The sequence below is a fragment of the Mycobacterium sp. IEC1808 genome, assembly GCF_002101935.1.
Lineage (GTDB): Bacteria > Actinomycetota > Actinomycetes > Mycobacteriales > Mycobacteriaceae > Mycobacterium.
The window spans coordinates 1-22403 of sequence record NZ_LQPV01000027.1; the positions used below are offsets into that span (position 1 = coordinate 1).

The 22403-nt window shown below is 70.1% G+C and carries 20 protein-coding genes and 1 pseudogene; 10 read left to right on the forward strand and 11 right to left on the reverse strand.

The genetic code is table 11. The features are described 5' to 3' along the window. From AWB92_RS16315 to AWB92_RS16325, 3 genes and pseudogenes are all read right to left on the reverse strand, one after another. A pseudogene (locus tag AWB92_RS16315) lies at positions 1-503 on the reverse strand (hypothetical protein); the annotation flags it as partial. Between the two features lie 182 nt (positions 504-685). Next, positions 686-1105, reverse strand: a complete 420-nt coding sequence (locus tag AWB92_RS16320) for a cytochrome c oxidase subunit 4 (RefSeq protein WP_085187232.1) — start codon at positions 1103-1105, stop codon at positions 686-688. An 8-nt stretch (positions 1106-1113) separates the two neighbouring features. Next, entirely contained in the window at positions 1114-2187 is a 1074-nt protein-coding gene (locus tag AWB92_RS16325; protein WP_085187235.1) for a cytochrome c oxidase subunit II, read from the reverse strand. 131 nt (positions 2188-2318) lie between these two features. On the opposite strand from AWB92_RS16325, the gene asnB reads away from it, so the two are divergent. Continuing rightward, positions 2319-4289, forward strand: a complete 1971-nt coding sequence (asnB, locus tag AWB92_RS16330; RefSeq protein WP_085187238.1) for an asparagine synthase (glutamine-hydrolyzing) — start codon at positions 2319-2321, stop codon at positions 4287-4289. A gap of 100 nt (positions 4290-4389) precedes the next feature. Here the strand turns inward: asnB and AWB92_RS16335 are convergent, their stop codons facing one another. Beyond that, positions 4390-5364: a carbohydrate kinase family protein gene (locus tag AWB92_RS16335; protein ID WP_085187242.1), complete on the reverse strand. Its 975-nt coding sequence runs from the start codon at positions 5362-5364 to the stop codon at positions 4390-4392. A gap of 182 nt (positions 5365-5546) precedes the next feature. Here AWB92_RS16335 and AWB92_RS16340 point away from each other — a divergent pair, with 182 nt between their 5' ends. Further along, on the forward strand, positions 5547-6170 hold the full coding sequence (locus tag AWB92_RS16340) for a hypothetical protein (protein ID WP_085187246.1): 624 nt from the start codon (positions 5547-5549) through the stop codon (positions 6168-6170). Between the two features lie 13 nt (positions 6171-6183). Here the strand turns inward: AWB92_RS16340 and AWB92_RS16345 are convergent, their stop codons facing one another. Together AWB92_RS16345 and AWB92_RS16350 are read right to left on the reverse strand one after the other, a co-directional pair. Beyond that, positions 6184-6540, reverse strand: coding sequence for an iron-sulfur cluster assembly accessory protein (locus AWB92_RS16345; RefSeq protein ID WP_068106822.1), 357 nt, complete (start codon positions 6538-6540; stop codon positions 6184-6186). A gap of 82 nt (positions 6541-6622) precedes the next feature. Further along, positions 6623-7699 carry a glycerate kinase gene (locus AWB92_RS16350; RefSeq protein WP_173817432.1) on the reverse strand — a complete coding sequence of 359 codons (1077 nt, stop codon included), beginning with the start codon at positions 7697-7699 and terminating at the stop codon, positions 6623-6625. A gap of 193 nt (positions 7700-7892) precedes the next feature. On the opposite strand from AWB92_RS16350, the gene AWB92_RS16355 reads away from it, so the two are divergent. Genes AWB92_RS16355 through AWB92_RS16370 form a run of 4 tightly spaced genes read left to right on the forward strand, consistent with a single transcriptional unit; the run spans position 7893 to position 10926 of the window. Next, a complete protein-coding gene (locus AWB92_RS16355) occupies positions 7893-8561 on the forward strand; it encodes a DUF3043 domain-containing protein (RefSeq protein WP_085187252.1) in 669 nt (222 codons plus the stop codon). A gap of 27 nt (positions 8562-8588) precedes the next feature. Continuing rightward, a complete protein-coding gene (locus tag AWB92_RS16360; protein WP_085187255.1) occupies positions 8589-9140 on the forward strand; it encodes a bifunctional adenosylcobinamide kinase/adenosylcobinamide-phosphate guanylyltransferase in 552 nt (183 codons plus the stop codon). Next, positions 9137-10195, forward strand: a complete 1059-nt coding sequence (gene cobT / locus AWB92_RS16365; protein WP_173817433.1) for a nicotinate-nucleotide--dimethylbenzimidazole phosphoribosyltransferase — start codon at positions 9137-9139, stop codon at positions 10193-10195. The genes AWB92_RS16360 and cobT overlap by 4 nt, the downstream gene beginning before the upstream one ends. Continuing rightward, positions 10192-10926 (forward strand): adenosylcobinamide-GDP ribazoletransferase, encoded by a 735-nt coding sequence (locus AWB92_RS16370; RefSeq protein WP_085187261.1) that lies wholly within the window; start codon positions 10192-10194, stop codon positions 10924-10926. The genes cobT and AWB92_RS16370 overlap by 4 nt, the downstream gene beginning before the upstream one ends. 64 nt (positions 10927-10990) lie before the next feature. Here AWB92_RS16370 and AWB92_RS16375 read toward each other — a convergent pair whose 3' ends face one another. Together AWB92_RS16375 and gcvT are read right to left on the reverse strand one after the other, a co-directional pair. After that, positions 10991-12097 carry a branched-chain amino acid aminotransferase gene (locus AWB92_RS16375; RefSeq protein WP_085187264.1) on the reverse strand — a complete coding sequence of 369 codons (1107 nt, stop codon included), beginning with the start codon at positions 12095-12097 and terminating at the stop codon, positions 10991-10993. 51 nt (positions 12098-12148) lie between these two features. Continuing rightward, positions 12149-13252 carry a glycine cleavage system aminomethyltransferase GcvT gene (gcvT, locus tag AWB92_RS16380; protein WP_085187267.1) on the reverse strand — a complete coding sequence of 368 codons (1104 nt, stop codon included), beginning with the start codon at positions 13250-13252 and terminating at the stop codon, positions 12149-12151. A gap of 93 nt (positions 13253-13345) precedes the next feature. Here gcvT and AWB92_RS16385 point away from each other — a divergent pair, with 93 nt between their 5' ends. Next, a complete protein-coding gene (locus tag AWB92_RS16385) occupies positions 13346-14470 on the forward strand; it encodes an adenylate/guanylate cyclase domain-containing protein (RefSeq protein ID WP_142282131.1) in 1125 nt (374 codons plus the stop codon). Positions 14471-14481: 11 nt separating this feature from the next. Next, positions 14482-16029, forward strand: coding sequence for a leucyl aminopeptidase (locus tag AWB92_RS16390; RefSeq protein ID WP_085187273.1), 1548 nt, complete (start codon positions 14482-14484; stop codon positions 16027-16029). An 83-nt stretch (positions 16030-16112) separates the two neighbouring features. Here AWB92_RS16390 and AWB92_RS16395 read toward each other — a convergent pair whose 3' ends face one another. Next, positions 16113-17705 carry an NAD(P)/FAD-dependent oxidoreductase gene (locus tag AWB92_RS16395; RefSeq protein WP_085187277.1) on the reverse strand — a complete coding sequence of 531 codons (1593 nt, stop codon included), beginning with the start codon at positions 17703-17705 and terminating at the stop codon, positions 16113-16115. 4 nt (positions 17706-17709) lie between these two features. Beyond that, complete coding sequence (locus tag AWB92_RS16400) at positions 17710-18165, reverse strand: SRPBCC family protein (protein ID WP_085187280.1); 456 nt, start codon at positions 18163-18165, stop codon at positions 17710-17712. A 121-nt stretch (positions 18166-18286) separates the two neighbouring features. Here AWB92_RS16400 and AWB92_RS16405 point away from each other — a divergent pair, with 121 nt between their 5' ends. Next, a complete protein-coding gene (locus AWB92_RS16405; protein ID WP_085187285.1) occupies positions 18287-18631 on the forward strand; it encodes an aminopeptidase in 345 nt (114 codons plus the stop codon). Between the two features lie 51 nt (positions 18632-18682). On the opposite strand, the gene AWB92_RS16410 is transcribed toward AWB92_RS16405, so the two are convergent. After that, on the reverse strand, positions 18683-20455 hold the full coding sequence (locus AWB92_RS16410) for an SDR family oxidoreductase (protein WP_085187288.1): 1773 nt from the start codon (positions 20453-20455) through the stop codon (positions 18683-18685). A gap of 177 nt (positions 20456-20632) precedes the next feature. Between AWB92_RS16410 and sucB the strand changes: the two genes are divergently transcribed. Beyond that, positions 20633-22399, forward strand: coding sequence for a 2-oxoglutarate dehydrogenase, E2 component, dihydrolipoamide succinyltransferase (sucB, locus tag AWB92_RS16415; protein WP_085187291.1), 1767 nt, complete (start codon positions 20633-20635; stop codon positions 22397-22399). Positions 22400-22403 lie beyond the last annotated feature (4 nt).

Genomic DNA, 22403 nt, shown 5'->3' on the forward strand with positions numbered 1-22403 from the left:
GGGGGCGCCGGTGGCGGAGGCGGCGGTGGCGGCTTCGTGGTCGTTATCTCGTCCTGGATCGGCGGCGTCGACGGGACGGTGGTGGTGGCGGGGTTGGCGAGCTTGTTGGTGTCGGTGCGCGTGACGAGCAGCGACACCGAGACCACGAGCGCGATCGCGGCCACGATCGCGGCGATGCCGACCACCCACGGCCAGCGCGGGGCGCGGTGTTCGTCGTCGGGGTCGACGGGCTCGTCATAGCTGTCGTAGTCGTACAGCCGCATGTCGGCCGGCAGGTAGGGGCCGGTGACAAAGTGCTCGGCTTCGGGAGCCGAATACGCCCGCGAGTAGGCGTCCGTCTGGCCCGTCTGGTCCGCCGCCGCGATTTCGGCGCTGTCGGCGCTGTCGTCGATGGGGCCCAGCTCGTCGTGGGGTTCGACCGCGTCGTCGCCGGATTGGTGGCTGAGGTCGCTGCCGGAATCGGGTTCGTCAGGTTCCCATCCCGGAGGATTCGGCCCGCTCATAGTTGCCTGCCCTGTCCAACTGCATCACCAGCGCGCGAGGCCCCGCGGCTGCATCGGTGCGCGCGCGCTTGGGAGTTTCTCATGTTGCCTGGGCAAACCCTACCGAACGGGATAGAGCAAAGAAGTCGTGGAAAAGGGGCCCGGATCAAGTGATGCCCTGATTGTGACCTTTGAGTCGCAAATCAGTGCTTCTCGGGGCCCATGTAGTACTCGAAGACCAGTCCGGCCGCCGTCGCGAGGATGAACACCACCCCGGCGACGATCAACCAGGGCAGCCACAGCGCGATGCCCACCGCCGCGACCGATCCGGCCAGCGCCACCAGGATGGGCCACCAACTGTGCGGCGCGAAAAAGCCCAATTCTCCTGCACCGTCGCTGATCTCGGCGCCCTCATAGTCCTCCGGCCGGGTATCCAGCCGACGCGAGATGAACCAGAAAAAGCTTCCCGTGATGACGGCCAGGCCACCGGTCAGCGCCAGGGCGGTGGTCCCCGCCCACTCCACCCCGCCGGTCGCGAACAGCGCAGTCAGGATCCCGTAGAGCACCGCCGAGAGAACGAAGAATGCGGCGATGAATTCGAACAGCCTGGCTTCGATCTTCATTGAGCGTCCTAACCTACGGGCTGGTTCTGGGTCGCTTCACCGCGACGGGTATCGAACGGATGGGTGGTCACCGCCAGCGGGGCTTGGGCGATCGCCTGTAATGCCTCGGCGTTGGTCTTTCCACCGATCCGTTGCTGCAAGTAGGCCTTGAAGTCGTTGGGCGGCACGACCCGCACCTCGAAGTTCATCATCGAGTGATACGTGCCGCAGAACTCGGCGCAGTGACCGACGAACGCCCCGGTCTTCTGGATCTCGTCGACCTGGAACACGTTGACCGAGTTGTTCGCCTCGGGGTTGGGCATCACGTCGCGCTTGAACAGGAATTCCGGCACCCAGAACGTGTGCACCACGTCCGCGGAGGCCAACCGGAATTCGATCTGCTTGCCGGCCGGCAGCACCAGCACCGGGATCTCCGTGGCGGTTCCCAGGGTCTCGACCTTGTCGAAATTCAGGTAGGTCCGGTCCTGCGGGTTGAGCCCCCGCACCGCCCCGACGCGCTCCTCGCCGTGCTCGTCCTTGCCTTCCGGCTTGGAGACCATCGCGTTCTTGCGCACCGGGTCGGACCCGTCATAGGTCAGCGTGCCGTCCTTGAAGTTGACCCGCTGATAGCCGAACTTCCAGTTCCACTGGAAGGAGGTGACGTCGATGACGACTTCGGGGTCCTTGGCCAGGTGCAGCATCTTCTCCTGCACCACCACGGTGAAGTAGAAGAGCACCGAGATGATGAGGAACGGTGTGACGGTGAGCACCAGCTCCAACGGCATGTTGTAGCCGAACTGCCGGGGCAGGTCGGAGTCGGTCGCCTTCTTGCGGTGAAACGCCATCGACCAGAAGATGAGCCCCCACACGATGACGCCGACGACCAGCGAGGCGATCACCGCCCCGACCCACAGCTCCCGGTTGAGGTGGGCCTCCGGGGTGACCCCCTGCGGCCAGCCCATGCCGATCGCCTCCGACCAGCTGCATCCGCTCAGGGTGACTGCCAGCACGCCAAGCGTCGCGGCCAGCGCCAGCGGCCGGAGACGACGCTGGAACCTGCGCTGCGACAGACGTTGCGAACGGACCTGCTCGCGAGGTGTCACGTTGGCGCCTCCTGCTCGGATTCGAATACTACGCAGCGTAGACCACGCCGCTGACGCCGTCGCGCAAACCCCGGCCGGTCGCGGGCGTGCGGCGCCCCGATCGCCGCACAAGTGGGGCATACTGGGGCGCCGTGTGTGGTCTGCTGGCGTTCGTTGCGGCTCCGGCCGGTCCTGGCGGCGGCAGAGCTGACGCCGCGGCGGCCGCCACCCGCGCCGACGGCGCCATTTCCGCCGCGTCGCACCTTATGCGCCACCGGGGGCCCGACGAGCCGGGAACGTGGGCCGACCCGGGCGCGGACGGCTCGGTGGTGTTCGGCTTCAACCGGCTGTCCATCATCGACATCGCCCATTCCCATCAGCCGCTGCGCTGGGGCCCGCCCGAGGCGCCCGACCGCTACGTGCTGGTGTTCAACGGCGAGATCTACAACTACCTCGAGCTGCGCGACGAACTGGCCGCCAAGCACGGGGCCGCATTCGCCACCGACGGTGACGGTGAGGCGATCGTCGCGGGATACCACCATTGGGGCACCGACGTGCTACACCGGCTGCGCGGCATGTTCGCGTTCGCGCTGTGGGACACCGTGACCCGCGAATTGTTTTGCGCCCGAGACCCTTTCGGCATCAAGCCGCTGTTCATGGCCACTGGCACCGGCGGCACCGCGCTGGCCAGCGAGAAGAAATGCCTGATGGACCTCGCCGAGTTGGTCGGGTTCGACACCGGCATCGACGAGCGCGCGGTGCAGCACTACACGGTCCTGCAGTACGTGCCGGAGCCCGAGACACTGCACCGCGGTGTGCGGCGGCTCGAGTCAGGCTGCTACGCGCGCATCCGGCCCGGGCAGCAGCCCGAGGTCACCCGCTACTTCGTGCCGCGATTCGCCGCGACGCCCATCACCGCCGACACCGAACAGGCCCGCTACGACGAGATCACCGCCGTGCTGGAGGACTCGGTGGCCAAGCACATGCGCGCCGACGTCACCGTCGGGGCGTTCCTGTCCGGCGGCATCGACTCCACCGCCATCGCCGCGCTGGCCATCCGGCACAACCCCAGGCTGATCACGTTCACCACCGGCTTCGAGCGCGAGGGCTTCTCCGAGATCGACGTCGCGGTGGCCTCGGCGGAGGCCATCGGGGCGCGCCACATCGCCAAGGTGGTCAGCCCCGACGAGTTCGTCGCCGCCCTGCCCGAGATCGTCTGGTACCTCGACGAACCCGTCGCCGACCCGGCGCTGGTTCCGCTGTTCTTCGTCGCCCGCGAGGCCCGCAAGCATGTGAAGGTGGTGCTGTCCGGCGAGGGCGCGGACGAGCTGTTTGGCGGCTACACGATCTATCGGGAGCCGTTGTCGCTGAAGCCTTTCGACTATCTGCCGCGCCCGTTGCGCCGGTCGATGGGCAAGGTGTCCAAGCCGCTGCCGGAAGGGATGCGCGGCAAGAGCCTGTTGCACCGCGGCTCGCTGACCCTCGAGGAGCGCTACTACGGCAACGCCCGTAGCTTCTCCGACGCGCAGTTGCGCGAGGTGCTGCCGGGGTTCCGCGACGAGTGGACCCACACCGACGTGACCGCGTCGGTGTACGCCGAATCGGCCGGCTGGGACCCGGTGGCCCGCATGCAGCACGTCGACCTGTTCACCTGGTTGCGCGGCGACATCCTGGTCAAGGCCGACAAGATGACGATGGCCAACTCGCTGGAGCTTCGGGTGCCGTTCCTGGATCCCGAGGTCTTCGCCGTCGCCTCCCGGCTGCCCGTCGAGGCCAAGATCACCCGGACCACCACCAAGTACGCGCTGCGGCGCGCGCTGGAGCCGATCGTCCCCACGCATGTGCTGCACCGGCCCAAGCTGGGCTTCCCGGTGCCAATCCGGCATTGGCTGCGCGCCGGCGAACTGCTGGAGTGGGCGTACGCGCTGGCGGACTCCTCACAGGCCGATCACCTGGTCGACGCGGGCGCCGTGCGCCGGATGCTCGACGAACACCGAAGCGGCACAAGCGATCACAGCCGCCGGCTGTGGACGGTGTTGATCTTCATGCTCTGGCACGCGATCTTCGTCGAGCACAGCGTGGTGCCGCAGATCAGCGAGCCGGTCTACCCCGTCCAGCTTTAGTGTGAAACGACGGCTTCGCGTGTGAACCCTCGGCGGGAATTTGGGCTGAATCCCACCCTGGCTTCACACCCAAAGCCGTGAGTTCACACTCAAGCGGGGCCTACGCCAGCACCGCGGCGATCTCGGCGGCCGCGTCCTCGCCGTACGCGCCGGCCAGCCTGCTCTTGGCGACCTCGTGGTCCCAGGCCCACTCCTGCGTTCCGGTGGACTCCAGCACCAGCACGGCCACCAGCGAGCCCAGCTGCGCCGAGCGCTCCAGGCTGAGGCCCGCGCTGCGCCCGGTGAGGAAGCCGGCGCGGAACGCGTCGCCGACGCCGGTGGGGTCGACCTGGCTGGTCTCGGGCACCACGTCGACGTGGGTGGTGGTGCCGTCGGGCTCGACCAGGTCCACGCCCTTGGGGCCCAGCGTGGTCACCCGCAGCTCGACCTGCGCCATCACGTCGGCCTCGGTCCAGCCGGTCTTGGACAGCATCAGGTCCCACTCGTAGTCGTTGGTGAACAGGTACTTGGCGCCGTCGGTGAGCGTGCGGATCTCGTCACCGGAGAGCCGGGCCAGCTGCTGAGACGGGTCGGCGGCGAAGGGCAACCCGAGCTTGCGGCACTCCTCGGTGTGCACCTGCATGGCCTCGGGGTCGTTGGCCCCGATGATGACCAGCTCCGGCGTGCCGATGGACGACACCACGTCGGCCAGCTTGATGTTGCGGGCCTCCGACATCGCGCCTGGGTAGAACGACGCGATCTGGGCCATGTCGACGTCGGTGGTGCAGGTGAAGCGCGCGGTGTGCGCGGTCTCGGAGATCAGGACGTTGTCGCAGTTGACGTTGTGGGACACCAGCCAGTCGCGGTAGTCGGCGAAGTCGTCGCCCGCCGCGCCGACCAGCGCGACGTCGCCGCCCAGCACACCGATGGCGAAGGCGATGTTGCCCGCCACGCCGCCGCGATGGATGACCAGGTCGTCGACCAGGAAGCTCAGCGACACCTTCTGCAGGTGCTCGGGCAGCAGCTGCTCGGAAAAGCGGCTGGGGAACCGCATCAGGTGGTCGGTCGCGATCGAACCCGTTACTGCGATCGTCACGAAATCTCCTTCGTTAGTAAGGTTATCTAGCTTACTCAGGCACATCGAGCGTCGTCGCGTCACGGGCCGCGCAAAGTCGTGCGCTAGCCTGCCTAGAAACAACTCAAGCAACTCAGTCAGCCGCCGGGACCCGCCTGGCCGCAACCCGCTCCTGGTCCCGTCCACCAGCGTAGGAGAACCACATGGCAGGTCCGCACTGGCCGGACCAGACTGTCGGCACCGGCGGACCAACGCCCGAGTCCCAGCCCCTTGACTTCCCCAGTCAGCCCACTGCCGCGCCGGCGAATTATGCCGGGCAGCCGGTGCCCGCTCCGCAGCGACGATCCAAGCGGCGCTTGGTCATTGGCCTGCTGCTGGCCGTCGCATTGGCGGCCGCGCTGACGCTGGCGATCACCTACGGGGTCCGCACCAACGGGGCCAACACCGGCGCGGCGTTGTCCGACGGCGCGGCCAAAGCGGCCATCCAGCAGTACCTGGACGCGCTCGAGCACCGCGACATCGACGTCATCGTCCGCAACGCGCTGTGCGGCATGTACGACGGCGTGCGGGACAAGCGGTCGGATCAGGCCCTGGCCAAGATGAGCAGCGACGCCTTCCGCAAGCAGTTCACCGAGGTGGAGCTGACGTCGATCGACAAGATCGTGTACCTGTCGCAGTATCAGGCGCAGGCGCTGTTCACGATGCGGGTAACGCCCGCGACAGGCGGCCCGGCGCGCGGCGACGTGCAAGGGGTCGCCCAGCTGCTATTTCAGCGGGGGCAGATCGAGGTCTGCTCGTATGTGCTGCGCACCGGCGGCTCCTACTGAGCCGCCGAACAGGTCAGTTGAAGGAGTCCCCGCAGGCGCACGAACCGGTGGCGTTGGGGTTGTCGATGGTGAAGCCCTGCTTTTCGATGGTGTCGACGAAGTCGATGGACGCGCCTTCGACGTAGGGCGCGCTCATCCGGTCGACCGTCAGCGTCACGCCGCCGAAGTCCGCGGTCAGGTCGCCGTCCAGCGACCGGTCGTCGAAGAACAGGTTGTAGCGCAGCCCGGCGCACCCGCCCGGCTGGACCGCGATGCGCAGCGCCAGGTCGTCACGGCCCTCCTGGTCCAGCAGGGACTTCGCCTTGGCAGCGGCGGCATCGGTCAGGATCACGCCGTGGGTCTTGGCGGTTGACTCGTTTTGCACCGTCATTGCATCTCCTAGTTGGCACTTTTCCTAGTGGTCCTGGTTGGCTCGAAGTCCGGGCGATGCGCTCCGGAAAAAGCCCACTGCATCAACGGTACCTTGCGGGACCGCTATTCCCGAGTCGCGCCGCGACCTCGGAGGCCAAACCCATCAGCTGATTCGCGGCATCGGCCTGCGCCAACCGCACCGAACCGGCGTAATCGGCGATGGACAGCGCCGACATGATGCCCGACGAGCGCACCGCGGAATTCTCCAGGTCGACCTGGCCGGCCAGCACGATCACGGGTATGCCCAGCGGGCGGGCCGATTCGGCGAGGTAGCCGACCACCTTTCCGAACAGGGACTGCTCGTCGAACCGGCCCTCACCGGTGACGATCATGTCCGCGGCCTCGAGGTCGTCGGCCAGGTTGGTGTGCTCGGCGATGATCGCCGCACCCAGCTCGCACCGGCCCCCGAGCGCCATCAGCCCTGCCCCGATGCCGCCGGCGGCGCCCGCGCCCGGCTCCGAGCTCACGTCCCGCCCGGCCGCCACCTCCAGTTGCAGCGCCCACTCCTCGAGGCGGACTTCCAGCGCGGCGACGGCGGCCGTGTCCGCGCCCTTCTGCGGCCCGAACACCCGGGCCGCCCCCCACGGGCCCACCATGGGGTACTCGGTGTCCGATGCGGCGATCAGGTCCACGTTGGTCATCCGCTGGCGGGCCTCGGCCAGGCCGCCGAGCTGGGTGATCATCCCCTTGCCGCCGTCGGTGCACGCGCTGCCGCCCAACCCGACCACGATCCGCGTCGCGCCGGCCCGCAGGGCCTCGTCGAGGAGCTGCCCGACGCCGCTGCTGTCGGCCGCCACTGCGGTTTCCGGGGTGGGCGGACCGCCGAGCAGGGCCAGGCCGCAGGCCTGCGCGCACTCGAGGTACGCGGTCCGCGAAACGCGGTCGAACACCCAGGCCGCCTCCACCGTGGTGTCCAGCGGCCCGCGCACCCGGACGCGCCGCGTCTGCCCCAGCCGCCGGCCGAGCACCTCGACGAAGCCGGGGCCGCCGTCGGACATGGGCGCGACGGTGAATCGATCGCCCGGACGCGATCGGGTCCAGCCGGTTGCGATGGCGGCGGCGGCCTCGACCGCAGACAGGCTGTCCCCGTAGCAATCCGGTGCGACCAAGACCTGCATGGCGGGCAGGCGCAAACGGCCCGGTGCGAGGCCAGCGGCAGCGTCATCCGAGGCCATCGTGCCGTCGTCCATCACAAGTAGCCATTCATCACAGTCAAGCCTAAGCGTCACGCGTTGCGCTGGCGCATGACCAATAACAACGCATTCCAGGTGCGTTACGGGCGAGCCCCCCTCGCGAAGTAACCTGGCCATTGTGAAGATAATGGGCCGCAAAAAGGGCCAGAATGGCGACCTCGAAGTCGCCGTCGTCGAGGCGGACCCCTCCGGGGACGCCGTCCCGCGCCGGACCGGCCCCAAAGGCCGGCCCACACCTAAGCGCAGCGAGGCGCGGCGCAATGCGAGGAAGGGCCCGGTCGCACCGGCGCCCATGACCGCATCCGAGGCGCGGGCCCGGCGCAAGACGCTGGCCGGCCCCAAACTCAGCCGCGAGGAGCGCCGAGCCGAGAGAACGGCCAGCCGCGCGCGGATGACGGATCGCCGCGAGCGCATGATGGCCGGCGAAGAGGCCTACCTGTTGCCCCGCGATCAGGGACCCATCAAGCGCTACGTGCGCGACGTGGTGGACTCCCGGCGCAACGCGCTCGGCCTGTTCATGCCGGCGACGCTGGTCTTGCTGTTCGCCTCGTTCGGCGTCCCGCAGGTGCAGCTGTACGCGTCCCCGGCGATGCTGGTGCTGATGGTCGTGATGGGCGTCGACGGGGTGCTGCTGGGTCGCAAGGTCAGCAGGCTGGTCGATGCGAAGTTCCCAGACAACACCGAAAGCCGTTGGAAGCTGGGCATTTACGCCGCCGGCCGGGCTTCCCAGCTGCGCCGCATGCGCACGCCCCGGCCCCAAGTCGAGCGCGGCAGCAGTGTCGACTGACCGGCGCCCGAAAGCCGCCTGACCGCGGTGCGCACCCTGGTGCTCGGCGGGATCAGGTCGGGCAAGTCCCGCTGGGCCGAGGAGGCCATCGCCACGTCGCTGCCGCCCGGGCAGCCCGTCCGTTACCTGGCCCCGCGCGTGACGGGCCAGGCCGACGCCGACTGGGCGGACCGCGTCGCCCGCCACCGTGACCGCCGGCCCGCGCATTGGTCGACGGTCGAAACCGACGACGTCACAGGGCAATTGCGCCAGTCGCCCGGCAGCCCGACGCTCGTCGACGACCTCGGCGGCTGGCTCACGGGAGCGCTGGACCGCAACAATGCGTGGGACGGCGGGTCGGTAACGGCGGCGCCCGTCGGCGACGCAATCGAGGCACTGCTTTCCGCCGTAGGCGAATTCGGCTCGACGCTGGTGCTCGTCAGCCCGGAGGTGGGGCTGACGGTGGTGCCGGCGACCGCGGCCGGGCGCCGGTTCGCCGACGAACTGGGCAGCCTGAACCAGCGCATCGCCGAGCTGTGCGACCGCGTGGTGCTGGTGGTGGCCGGGCAGGCGGTGCAGATCAAGCCGTCGGTAACCTGATGGAATTCTCCCCCGTTTCACCGCCCGACGCGGACGTCGCCGTCGCCGCCCGCGCCCGACAGGACACGCTGACCAAGCCGCGCGGCGCCCTGGGCCGCCTCGAGGACCTGTCGGTCTGGGTCGCCTCCTGCCAAGGGCACTGTCCGCCAAGGCAATTCGAACGCGCGCGGGTGGTCGTCTTCGCGGGTGACCACGGCGTCGCACGCTCCGGAGTGTCCGCGTACCCGCCGGAGGTGACCGCCCAGATGGTCGCCAACATCGACGCCGGCGGCGCGGCGATAAACGCGCTGGCCGGCATCGTCGGTGCGACGGTTCGGCTGGCGGACCTGGCGGTCGACGCCGAGGCGGCCTCGGATCGCATCGGCGCCCACAAGGTGCGGCGCGGCAGCGGCGACATCACCACGCAGGACGCGTTGTCCGACACCGAGACCCTCGCCGCGATCGCCGCCGGCCGGGCCATCGCCGACGAGGAGGTCGACGCCGGCGCCGACCTGCTCATCGCCGGCGACATGGGGATCGGAAACACCAGCGCGGCCGCGGTTTTGGTGGCGGCGCTGACAAACGCCGAGCCGGTGGTCGCGGTCGGCTTCGGGACCGGGATCGACGACGCGGGATGGGCGCGCAAGACGGCCGCGGTGCGCGACGCCCTGTTCAGGGCGCGGCGCGTGCTGCCCGACCCGGTCGGGCTGCTGCGCTGCTGCGGCGGCGCGGATTTGGCCGCGATGGCCGGGTTTTGCGCGCAGGCCGCGGTGCGGCGCACCCCGCTGCTGCTCGACGGCATGGCCGTGACCGCGGCCGCGCTGGTCGCCGAGCGTCTGGCGCCGGGCGCCCGGCAGTGGTGGCAGGCCGGTCATCGGTCCACCGAGCCGGGCCACCAGTTGGCGCTGACCGCCCTGGAATTGGACCCGATCCTGGACCTGCGGATGCGACTGGGCGAGGGAACCGGCGCCGCGGTGGCCCTGCCGGTGCTGCGCGCGGCGGTGGCCGCGCTGTCGTCAATGGCGACGTTCGCACAGGCCGGGGTGGCCGGTCCGTCCGGCCCGCCGGCTCAGTGATGCGTTCCCTGGCAACGGCTTTCGCGTTCGGCACGGTGCTGCCCGTCCCCGGTTCGCGCGACGCGCCGATGGGCCGCGGCGCCATGACCGCGCTGCCGGTGGTCGGCGCCGCGCTGGGGGCGTTGGCCGCGGGCGTCACGTGGTGCGGCGCCGCGGTTTTCGGCCCGTCCAGCCCGTTGGCCGGGCTGCTGGCCGTGGCGGCGCTGCTGCTGGCGACCCGGGGACTGCACATCGACGGCGTCGCCGACACGACCGACGGGCTGGGCTGTTACGGCCCACCGCAGCGCGCGCTTGCGGTGATGCGCGACGGGTCGACGGGTCCGTTCGGTGTGGCGGCCGTCGTGCTGGTGATCCTGTTGCAGGGGTTGGCCTTTTCGACGCTGAAGCCGTCGGCCATTGTGCTGGCGGTGTTTTCCGGCCGCGTCGCGGCGGTGCTGGCCTGCCGCCGGTCGGTGCCGGCAGCCGACGGCAGCGCGCTGGGCGCGCGGGTAGCCGGCAGCCAGCCGGCGCCGGTGGTGGCGGCCTGGGTCGCGGCGCTGCTGGCCGTCTCGGTGCTGGCGGGTTCGCGCCCCTGGCAGGGACCGGTGGCGGTGCTGGTTGGCCTGGCCTGCGGCGCGGCGCTGGTGGCGCACTGCGTGCGCCGGTTCGGCGGCATCACCGGCGACGTGCTGGGCGCCGCGATCGAGCTCACCACCACGGTGAGCGCGCTGGCGCTGGCGGGTTTTCACTGATGAGCAGACGCAAAAGCCCCCGACACGCCGCGCGTGAGGGGGCTTTTGCGCCTGCTCGCGCTACCTAGGCCAGCCGGGCCATCCAGCCGTGGGTGTCGGCGAAGGTGCCGCGCTGGATCCCGGTCAGCGTGTCGCGCAGCGCCATCGTCACCTCACCGGGTTGGCCGTCGGCGATGGTGAACTCGCTGTCGCCGTACTTCACCCGCGACACCGGGGTGATGACGGCGGCGGTGCCGCAGGCGAACACCTCGGTGATCTCGCCGACGGCGGCCTTCTTCTGCCACTCGTCGATGTCGATCTTGCGTTCCTCGACGGCAAACCCGGCGTCAATTGCCAACTGCAGCAACGAATCCCGCGTGATGCCGGGCAACAGTGACCCGGACAGCTCCGGGGTGACCAGCCGTGCCGATCCGCCGCTGCCGAACACGAAGAAGAGGTTCATCCCGCCCATCTCTTCGATGAAGCGGCGTTCGACGCCGTCCAGCCACACCACCTGGTCGCAACCGTTTTCGGCGGCCTCGGCCTGGGCCAGCAGCGAGGCGGCGTAGTTGCCGCCGAACTTGGCGGCACCGGTGCCGCCCGGGCTGGCCCGCACGTATTCCGTCGACAGCCACACGGTCACGGGGCTGATGCCGCCCTTGAAGTAGGCGCCGGCCGGCGACGCGATCAGCAGGTAGCGGTACAGCTTGGACGGCCGCACACCCAGCCCCGGCTCGGTGGCGAAGATGAACGGCCGCAGGTACAGCGCCTCTTCGCCGCCGGCCCGCGGCACCCAGGCCTTGTCGACGGCGACAAGCTGGCAAAGGGATTCGATGAACAGGTTTTCGGGCAGCTCGGGAATGGCCAGCCGCCGCGCGGACGACCGCAGCCTGGCGGCGTTGGCCTCGGCGCGAAACGACACGATCGAGCCGTCGGCCCAGCGGTAGGCCTTGAGGCCCTCGAAGACTTCCTGGGCGTAGTGCAGCACGATCGCCGACGGGTCCAGTTCGATCGGGCCGTACGGGATTACGCGCGGGTTGTGCCAGCCGCGGCCCTCGGCGTAGTCGATCGACACCATGTGATCGGTGAAGTACTTGCCGAAACCCGGGTCGGCCAGGATTGATTCACGTTCGGTGTCGGTCGCCGGATTGGACGCGCGTAGAACCGTGAACTCGGGCGAGTCGCTGGTCATGGGGCCGATTCTATATCCGCGCGCCACCGGGTTTTTGCCATCGAACGTGCGCTAACGCGTTTTCACGGCGACGAACGGCGGCCGCACGACCTCGCATTCGGCGGCGCGGCCGCGGATGTCGACGGTGACCTGCTGCCCGTCGTCGATCCCGGCGTCGGTGTCGATCAACGCCAGCGCGATGCCGACTTGCAGTGTCGGAGAAAACGTCCCGGACGTCGTGACCCCTACCGGCCGCTCCCCCGCCAGGACCGTGAGCCCGGGACGCAGCACGCCGCGACCGACCATCCGCAGCCCGCGCAGCAGCCGCCGCGGCCCCGCTTCTTTTTCGGCCAGCAGCGCTTCGCGGCCGAAGAACGCATCCTTCTTCCAGCCGATCGCCCACCCGCACCGGGCCTGCAGCGGCGAGATGCCGAGCGAAAGTTCGTGCCCGTGTAGCGGATAGCCCATCTCGGTGCGCAGCGTGTCGCGGGCGCCCAGGCCGGCGGGCTCTCCCCCGGTGGCGCGCACCGCCCCGATCAGCCCGTCGAACACCACGCCGGCGGAGTCCCACGGCGGCAGCAGCTCGTAGCCGTGCTCCCCGGTGTATCCGGTGCGGCAGACGCGCACCGGCACCCCCGAGTACGCGGCGTCGGCGTAGCCCATGTAATCCATGTCGGTCGGCAGGCCCAGCTCGCCGAGGACATCCGCCGATCGCGGGCCTTGCACGGCCAGCACCGCGTAGGAGCGATGCTCGTTGGTGATGGTCAGGCCCTCCGGGGCGGCGGCCCGCAGCGCGTCGACCACCGCGGCGGTGTTGGCGGCGTTGGGCACCAGAAAGATCTCGTCGTCGTCGACGTAGTAGGCGATCAAGTCGTCGATCACGCCACCGGATTCGGTGCAGCACAAGGTGTATTGCGCTTTGCCCGGCCCGATGCGGCCCAGATCGTTGGTGAGCGCGGAGTTGACGAACGCGGCGGCACCCGGCCCGCGGACCAACGCCTTGCCCAGGTGGCTGACGTCGAACAGGCCCACCGCGTTGCGGGTGGCGTTGTGTTCGCTGACGGTGCCCGCATAGGACACCGGCATCAGCCAGCCGCCGAACTCCGCGAAGCTTGCACCCAGTTCGCGATGGCGCTCCTGAAGCGGTCCCTTTTGCAATTCCGGCGCATCGGTCATGCGCCACTCCTCCTCATCGCTTCGCTCTGCATCGTCGCCGGCGGCTCACGGCGTCCCACCCTAATGCGCTCGAGTACTGGCACACTTGGGCAGGTGTCCGATCCGCTCGACTTTTCCGAGCTTGAGGCCGCGGGAATCGCCAACCCGCGGCAGCGGGCGGACCTGATCAAGTACCTGGGCGACCTGGGCTTCACCGCCGACGAGATGGTCGAGGCCGAGCGCCGCGGGCGGTTGTTCGGGCTTGCCGGCGACGTCCTGGCGTGGTCGGGACGCCCGATCTACACGCTGCAGACCGCGGCCGACGAGCTCGGCATCTCGGCCGACGACGTGGCGCACGCCTGGGCTTTGCTCGGGCTGACGGTCGCCGGCCCCGATGTTCCCGTGCTGAGCCAGGCCGACGTCGACGCCCTGTCGACCTGGCTCGCGCTCAAGGCGGTGGTCGGCGAGGACGGCGCGTTCGGCCTGCTGCGGGTGCTGGGCGCCGCGATGGCCCGTCTGGCGGAGGCCGAGGGAACGATGATCCGCGCCGGGACCCCCGACATCCAGATGAACTACACCCACGACGAGCTCGCCACGGCGCAGGCGTACCGCTCGGTCGCCGAGTTCATCCCCCGCATCGGGGCGCTGATCGACGTGGTTCACCGACATCACCTGACCAGCGCCCGGACCTACTTCGAGCGCGTCCTTCTCGACACGTCGGCGAGCGTCGTGTGCGGCGTCGGGTTTGCCGATCTGTCCAGTTTCACCGCGCTGACGCAGGCGCTGACGCCCGCGCAGCTGTCGGATCTGCTCACCGAGTTCGGCGCCACAGTCGCCGACGTCGTGCACGCCGACGGCGGGCGGGTGGTGAAGTTCATCGGCGACGCGGTGATGTGGGTGTGCTCGTCGCCCGAGGGGCTGGTCAGGGCGGCGCTGGACCTGGTCGACCACCCGCGGGCCCGGGAAGCCGATCTGCAGGTGCGCGCGGGCCTGGCGTACGGCGCGGTGCTGGCGATCAACGGCGACTACTTCGGCCTCCCGGTCAACCTGGCCGCCCGGCTGGTCGCGGCCGCGGCGCCGGGGCAGATCATGGCCGCGGCCGAGCTGCACGAGAAGTTGCCCGACTGGCCCGCGGTCCCCCACGGCCCGTTGCTGCTGAAGGGCTTTGACGACCCGGTGATGGCCTTCGACCTGCATGGCGGGCACGCTGACGGGGAAAACCCCAGCGCTTGTGATTAGGGTGGTTTGCCGTGACTACCGAACCCGGCTACCAGGCTCCCTCCGTCAACGTCGCCACATCCTTGCCCAAACGCAGTGCGGGCTCCGCGGTATTGCTGGTGCCGGTCGTCTCGACCGGCGACGAGGACAGGCCGGGCGCGGTCGTCACCGCCGCCGAGCCGTTCCTGTCCGACGAGGCCGTGGCCGGGATCCAGGACGGCCTGCGGGCGCTGGAGGCCACCGGCGGCAGTGAGCAGGTGCACCGGCTGGTGGTGCCGTCACTGCCGGTGTCCAGCGTGCTGACGATCGGGCTGGGCAAGCCACGCGACGAGTGGCCGGCCGACACGATCCGGCGCGCCGCCGGCGTGGCCGCGCGGTCGCTGGGCACCGCCGAGGCGGTGATCACCACGCTAGGCGAGCTGCCGGGTGAGGACGTCTGCTCCGCCGCCGTGGAGGGGCTGGTCTTGGGCAGCTACCGGTTCACCGAGTTCCGCAGCGAGAAGACGGCCCCCAAGGACAAGGGGCTGCGCAAGATCACGGTCCTCGCGACGGGCAAGGACGCCAAGAAGCAGGCGGCGCACGGCGCGGCCATCGCGACCGCGGTCGCCACCGCCCGAGACTTCGTCAACACCCCGCCGAGCCACCTGTTTCCCGCCGAATTCGCCAAGCGCGCAAAGGCTTTGGGCGAGTCGGTCGGCCTCGAGGTGGAGGTGCTCGACGACAAGGCGCTGCAGAAGGGCGGCTACGGCGGGGTGATCGGCGTCGGGCAGGGCTCGTCGCGGCCGCCGCGGCTGGTGCGGCTCATCCATCGCGGCTCCAAGCTCGCCAAGAAATCCAAACAGGCGAAGCGGGTCGCGCTCGTCGGCAAGGGCGTCACGTTCGACACCGGCGGCATCTCGATCAAGCCAGCCGCGTCGATGCACTACATGACCTCGGACATGGGCGGCGCGGCCGCCGTCATCGCGACGGTCGCGCTGGCCGCGCAGCAGCAGCTGCCCATCGACGTGATCGCCACGGTGCCGATGGCCGAGAACATGCCGTCGGCCACCGCGCAGCGCCCCGGCGACGTGCTGACGCAGTACGGCGGGATCACCGTCGAGGTGCAGAACACCGACGCCGAGGGCAGGCTCATCCTGGCCGACGCGATCGTGCGGGCGTGCGAGGACAACCCGGACTACCTCATCGAGACGTCCACGCTGACCGGCGCGCAGACGGTGGCACTCGGCGCCCGGATCCCCGGGGTGATGGGCAGCGACGAGTTCCGCGACCGGGTGGCCGCGATCTCCCAGCGCGTGGGCGAGAACAGCTGGCCGATGCCGCTGCCCGACGAGCTCAAGGACGACCTGAAGTCCACCGTGGCCGACCTGTCCAACATCAGCGGCCAGCGCTTCGCCGGCATGCTGGTGGCCGGGGTGTTCCTGCGCGAATTCGTCGCCGACGGCGTGGGCTGGGCGCACATCGACGTCGCCGGGCCGGCCTACAACACCGGCAGCCCGTGGGGCTACACGCCCAAGGGCGGCACCGGCGTGCCGACGCGCACCATGTTCGCGGTGCTGGAGGACATAGCCGATAACGGCTGAGGCCTCATCTCCTGCCGAGCGCCGCGCTGGCGTGGCGCTCGACGCCGAACGGTGCGCCAGCGTGACGCTCGCGGCGCGCCGGGCTATGCCGTCAGCCGCTTGAGGACCGCGCGGCCCAGCTTGCGGCGCGGCCAGCCCGTCACGCGGGCGGCGGCCAACGCGGCGTTGGCGGCGTTGCGCCCGCAGGCCCCGTGCACCGATCCGCCCGGGGTGGCCGACGCGCTGCCCAGATAGAGCCCCTCGACCGGGGTTTCGGCGCGACCCATGCCCGGCGCCGGGCGAAAGATCGCCATCTGTTGCAGCTGCGCGGTTCCCCCGTTGAGGGCGCCCAAATGCAGGTTGGCGTCGCTGGCCTCCAGGTCCGACGGCCGCTGCACGAACCGGTCGATCACCGCAGCGCCGAAACCGGGGGCATGCTCTTCGATCACGTGGTCGATCGACTTGGCCAGCCGCTCGGCCGCGGCGTCATCGGCCACGTTGCGGGGCAAATGCGAGTAGGCCCAGACACTTTCGGTGCCCGCCGGCGACCGGGTCGGGTCCGCGGTGGTGGTCTGGCCCAACAGCATGAACGGGTGCTCGGGCACCGTCCGGGTGTTCAGGTCGGCCATCCAGCGCACCAGCCCGTCGGCGTCGGCCCCCAGGTGGACGGTGCCCACGCCCCGCAGGCTTTCCGATCGCCACGGGATGGGGCCGTTCAGCGCATAGTTGACCTTCACCACCGGCGGATCCCACACGTAATGCTCGAGCTCGCGACGCAGCCCGACCGGGACCGCATCGGCGGGCAACATGTCGCAGAACAGCCGCGGCGCCGTCACGTCGGCCACGATCGCCCGGCGCGCCCGCACGGTCCGCCCGCCGGCGGTGGTCACCGCGACCGCCCTGCCGCCGCGCACCTGGATGCGAGAAACGTTCTGGCCGCATTCTATTCGCGCGCCGGCCGACTCGGCCCGCTTCACCAATGCGGCCGTCAGCTGTCCCGACCCGCCGACTGGCACCGGCCAGCCGCCGTCCTGGGCGAGCATCGTCATCAGAAAGCCCATGGCGCCGCTGACGGGCGCGTCCGGCGGTACGTCGGCGTGCATCGCGTTGCCCAGCAACAGGATTCGCGGCGCCTCGCCGTCGAACAGCTCGTCCACCATGGTGTTGGCCGGCTGGATCAACAGGCGGGCCAGCCGGACGGCGTCGGCCGTGCCGAGTTTCAGCAGCAGCCGCAGCATCGGGCGCACCGGCGGAAACGGCGCCAGCATGGCGTCCAGCAGCGGCGCGGAGATCTTGCGCCACAATTCCACCGCGCGCCACCAGTTGTCGCCGTCCGTCGGCTCGCGGCGCGCCAATTCCGTTGCGGTGCGGGCCGGGTCGCGGTAGATGATGGGTGGGTCGTCGTCGGCCGCGTTGCGCGGATGACCCACCACCGCCGGTGCGTGTGACCACCGCAGCCCGTGGTCTTCCAGCCGCAGCGCCGCCATCGCCGGCGAGGCCACCGTCATCGGGTAGAACGAGCTGAACAAGTCGGTGATGTATCCCGGTGTCAGCTCGGCGCTGCGCACCGCGCCGCCGGGCTCCGGTTGCGCCTCGAGCACCAGCACGTCCCACCCCGCGTCGGCCAGCATCGACGCGGCCACCAGACCGTGGTGTCCGGCCCCGATGACGACGGCGTCGGCCGTCTCGTCGGCCATGCGCCTATTTGACCTGGCTCGGCTCGAGCCGTTCGGCGAGCGCGGTCAACCGCAGCAAGCACTCCCGGTTGCGCGGATAGACGGCGGCCAGGGCCAGCCGGTCGGGGACGATCCGCATCGGGCCGGACGCCGGCACCTCGATCATTTCGATCCGGCAGCCACCGTCCGCAGTATCACTGAGCCGCAACGTTATTCGCGCGGACCCCAATCGCCCGAGCCCGGCCCGCAGCACGAGTTCCTCACCGGGCGTGCAACTTTCGGACACGGTCGCATCGCTGATCACCAGCGGCCACACCCCGACCGAGTGCTTGATCGCGGTGCCGGGCGCCGGCCAATTCGGGTCGACCGCGCGGGTTCGGCTGTTGCCGACCACCCACTGCGCGTACGTCCAGCCGTCGGTCATCGCGTCCCAGATCTGCTGGCGGGACGCCCTTACCTCGCGGGTTGCAGCCAATGTCATTGGGTCCGGATACCCCGGTCGGCCGAAACCATGCGCCGGATCGGGCAGGGGCAAACGTTTAGCGGCCGCGGCCAGTGGTTACTAAGGCGTTACCAGACACGCGTGTGACGGGAGGCCAATTGTGACTGTGCGACGGTTGATCATCGCGGTGGGCGCGGTGCTCCTGCTGGCCGGCATCATCGGGTTGCTGGTGCCGGTGTCCGTGTCGGACGGCAGCGGCAACTCCGTGTCATGCGGGAACGGAATCGCCACCGATTTGTCCAGCGCCAGGAGCGCCAACGACAAGAACGGCGCCAACATCCCGATCCTGAACCAGGTCCTCCCCCACACCGACTATGTGGCGCAATGCCAGTCGGCGGTCAACACCCGGCGCAGCTGGACCATCCCGCTGGCCGTCGTCGGGCTCCTCGCCGTCGGCGGTGGGCTGGCGGTAGGGCGCCAAGGCGCCCGACAAACCGGGGTCTAGTGGCGACCGCGAGCGCGGCGTAGCCGGGCGAAGCGGGTCGCCACCATCGGTTTAGATCACCCGCACCCGCGCGGCGTTGCGCAACGCCTGCGGCGCCACGCGGGACAGGCCATAGAGGGCATAGGCCTCCGGAGCGACGGGCCGAATCGGTTTCTTTTTCTTGACCGACGACAGGATCGCCTTGGCGACCTTGTCCGGCCCGTAGTGGCGCAGCGCAAACATCCGGCCGATCTGGCCGCGCCGCTCGTCGATGAGCTCGTCCTTGCCCCCCGGCGCGGTGAAGCGGGTGGTGCTGATGATGTTGGTGTTGATGACGCCGGGGCAGATGGTGGTCAGTCCCACGCCGGCCACGTCGAGTTCGGCCCGCAGGCAGTCGGAGAACATGTAGGTCGCCGCCTTGGAGGTGCAGTAGGCGCTCAGCGATCCCAGCGGCGAAAAGGCGGCCATGGACGCCACGTTGACGATGTAGCCGCCGGTGCCGCGCTCGACGAGGCGCCTGCCGAACGACCTGCAGCCGTTGACGACACCGCCCAGGTTGATGTCGAGGACCCGGTCGAACTGCTCGGCGGGGGTGTCCAGGAATCCCCCGGCCGCGCCGATGCCGGCGTTGTTGACCACGATGTCGGGGACGCCGTGCTCGGCACTGACGCGCTCGGCGAACGCCTCGACGGCGTCGGCGTCGGACACGTCGAGCACGTACGCGTGCGCGACGCCACCGCGCGCGACGATCTCGGCGGCGGTCTCCTTGACGGTCGCCTCGTCGATGTCGCTGACGACCAGCTCGGCGCCCTCGCGCGCGAAGGCGAACGCGGTCTCCCGCCCGATGCCGCTGCCCGCGCCGGTGACCGACACCAGGGTGTCGCCGAAGTACTCGCGGGGACGCCCGACCTGCGCGCGCAGCATGGCCCGGCTCGGCGGTTTGCCGTCGACCAGGTCGGCGAAGTCGTGCACCGCGGCCGCCATCACCTGCGGGTGCGACATCGGCGAGAAGTGGCCCGCCCTGATGTCGCGGCGCCACAACCGCGGCACCCAGCGCGCGGTTTCGTCGAACGAGTAGGGCCGCACGTACTTGTCACGGGTGTTGACGATGAGCTGCACGGGCACGTCCACGGTCTGCGGCCGGCCACGCATGGAGAACGAGCGAAAGTAGTTGGCCGGGTACGTCTTCACCGAACGGGCGGCGTCGGAGGCCAGCTTGTCCGAATGGTGGATCTTTTCGGCTGGGATGTTGTCGACGGCATTGCGCCGCAGGGCCGGGACCGACAGCGCCAGCCGCAGGCACAGGGGCGCCAGCACCGGGATAGAGAAGAACACCATGTAGGTCAGGCGCAGCGCCTGTGTGATCGAGCGCAGGAACCTGCGCGGCCGCCAGGGCTGGCGCAGCCCGCTGAACATGTAGTCGACCAGCTGCTCATGGCTGGGGCCGGACACCGACGTGAACGAGGCGACCCGGTCGCTCGCGCCCGGCCGCTTCAGGTACTCCCAGATGCCCACCGAACCCCAGTCGTGGGCCAGCACGTGCACCGGCTGGCCGGGGCTCAGCTCGCCGATCACCGCGGCGAAGTCGTCGGCGAATCGGTCCATGGCGTAGGCGGAGACCGCCTTGGGCGCCGACGTCATGCCGACGCCACGGTTGTCGTAGCGGATGACGCGGAACCGCTCGGTCAGCTGCGGGACGACGCCGTCCCACAGAACGTGCGAGTCGGGGAAGCCGTGCACCAGCACGACCGTCGGGCCCTCGCTGTTGCCCTCCTCGTATACCGCGATGCGCACGCCGTCGGTGCTGTCGACGAACCGCTGGGGTACCTGCTGTAGCTCCGGCATCGAACCTCCCGCTGTGACTGGCCCCTGACGCCAGTGGCCACACGGTAGCAAGCGCGTCGGCGCCGACCCGGCACCCGAACGCGGTCGCCCTGGATGTGTGCCGACGAATGCGCAGTGACAGGATAGTTTTGATAGTCGACCCGCCCCGACCCACGAGCGATCGAGGAGTCAGAAAAGATGGCCTTCTCCGTCCAGATGCCGGCACTCGGTGAGAGCGTCACCGAGGGGACGGTCACCCGCTGGCTCAAGCAGGAGGGCGACACGGTCGAACTCGACGAGCCCCTCGTCGAGGTGTCGACCGACAAGGTGGACACCGAGATACCGTCGCCGGCCGCCGGAGTGCTGACCAAGATCGTCGCCCAGGAGGACGACACGGTCGAGGTCGGCGGCGAATTGGCCGTGATCGGCGAAGCGGGAGAGCAACCCCAGGCCCAACCCCAGCAGCCCAGCCAACCGGAACCGCAGCCGGAGCCGGAGCCGGAGCCCGAACCGCAGGCCCAGGCCCAGCCCGAACCCGAGCCCCAGCCGGCGGCGCCGGCGCCGCCCGCCCAGCCGGCCGCGTCGGGCGGTGGTTCCGGCGACTCCAAGCCGGTGCTGATGCCCGAGCTCGGCGAGTCGGTGGCCGAGGGCACCGTGACCCGCTGGTTGAAGAAGGTCGGCGATTCGGTTCAGGTCGACGAGCCGCTGGTGGAGGTGTCCACCGACAAGGTGGACACCGAGATCCCCTCGCCGGTGGCCGGCGTCCTGGTGAGCATCACCGCCGAGGAGGACGCGACCGTCCCGGTCGGCGGCGAGCTGGCCCGGATCGGCGCCGGAGCGGAGGCCGCCGCGCCGGCTCCCTCGGCGCCCCCGGCGCCGCCCGCACCCCAACCCGAGCCCAAGCCGGAGCCGAAGCCCGAACCCAAACCGGAGCCCGCGGCGGCCAAACCCGCACCGGCGCCGCAACCCGCACCGGCACCGGCCCCGCCCGCCGCGGCGCAGGCCGGCGGCCCGAGCGCGGACGGCGCGCCGTACGTGACCCCGCTGGTGCGAAAGCTGGCCAACGAGAACAACATCGACCTCTCCGAGGTCGCCGGCACCGGCGTCGGCGGTCGCATCCGCAAGCAGGACGTGCTCGCGGCGGCACAGAAAAAGGAACAGGCGAAGCAGGCTCCCCCACCGGCCGCCTTGCCCGCCGCCGCCCCGGCGGCGGCGGGCAAGGCGGCGCCCGCGCTGGCCCACCTGCGCGGCACCACCCAGAAGGCGAGCCGGATCCGGCAGCTCACCGCGGCCAAGACGCGCGAATCGCTGCAGGCCACGGCGCAGCTCACCCAGACCCACGAGGTCGACATGACCAAGATCGTGGGGCTGCGGGCCCGGGCCAAGTCCTCGTTTGCCGAGCGTGAGGGGGTGAACCTGACCTACCTGCCGTTCATCGCCCGCGCCGTGATCGACGCCCTCAAGATCCACCCCAACATCAACGCCAGCTACAACGAGGAAACCAAGGAGATCACCTACTACGACGCCGAACACCTCGGCTTCGCCGTCGACACCGAGCAGGGCCTGCTCTCCCCTGTCGTCCACAACGCCGGCGACCTGTCGCTGGCCGGGCTGGCCCGGGCCATCGCCGACATCGCCGAGCGCGCCCGGTCGGGCAACCTCAAGCCCGACGAGCTGTCCGGCGGCACGTTCACCATCACCAACATCGGCAGCCAGGGCGCCCTGTTCGACACCCCCATCCTGGTTCCGCCGCAGGCGGCCATGCTCGGCACCGGCGCGATCGTCAAGCGGCCGCGGGTGATCGTGGACGAGTTCGGCAACGAGTCGATCGGCGTCCGCTCGATCTGCTATCTCCCGCTGACCTACGACCACCGGCTGATCGACGGGGCCGACGCCGGACGTTTCCTCACCACGATCAAGAACCGGCTCGAAGAGGGAGCCTTCGAGGCTGACCTGGGGCTCTGACGAC

Excerpts from the sequence above, each read along its gene's own strand:
- AWB92_RS16320 (WP_085187232.1), bottom strand. The coding sequence starts at position 1,105 with ATGAAGATCGAAGCCAGGCTGTTCGAATTCATCGCCGCATTCTTCGTT.
- AWB92_RS16340 (WP_085187246.1), top strand. The coding sequence starts at position 5,547 with ATGGCAGGTCCGCACTGGCCGGACCAGACTGTCGGCACCGGCGGACCA.
- AWB92_RS16345 (WP_068106822.1), bottom strand. The coding sequence starts at position 6,540 with ATGACGGTGCAAAACGAGTCAACCGCCAAGACCCACGGCGTGATCCTG.
- AWB92_RS16350 (WP_173817432.1), bottom strand. The coding sequence starts at position 7,699 with ATGCAGGTCTTGGTCGCACCGGATTGCTACGGGGACAGCCTGTCTGCG.
- AWB92_RS16375 (WP_085187264.1), bottom strand. The coding sequence starts at position 12,097 with ATGACCAGCGACTCGCCCGAGTTCACGGTTCTACGCGCGTCCAATCCG.
- gcvT (WP_085187267.1), bottom strand. The coding sequence starts at position 13,252 with ATGACCGATGCGCCGGAATTGCAAAAGGGACCGCTTCAGGAGCGCCAT.
- AWB92_RS16395 (WP_085187277.1), bottom strand. The coding sequence starts at position 17,705 with ATGGCCGACGAGACGGCCGACGCCGTCGTCATCGGGGCCGGACACCAC.
- AWB92_RS16400 (WP_085187280.1), bottom strand. The coding sequence starts at position 18,165 with ATGACATTGGCTGCAACCCGCGAGGTAAGGGCGTCCCGCCAGCAGATC.
- AWB92_RS16410 (WP_085187288.1), bottom strand. The coding sequence starts at position 20,455 with ATGCCGGAGCTACAGCAGGTACCCCAGCGGTTCGTCGACAGCACCGAC.
- sucB (WP_085187291.1), top strand. The coding sequence starts at position 20,633 with ATGGCCTTCTCCGTCCAGATGCCGGCACTCGGTGAGAGCGTCACCGAG.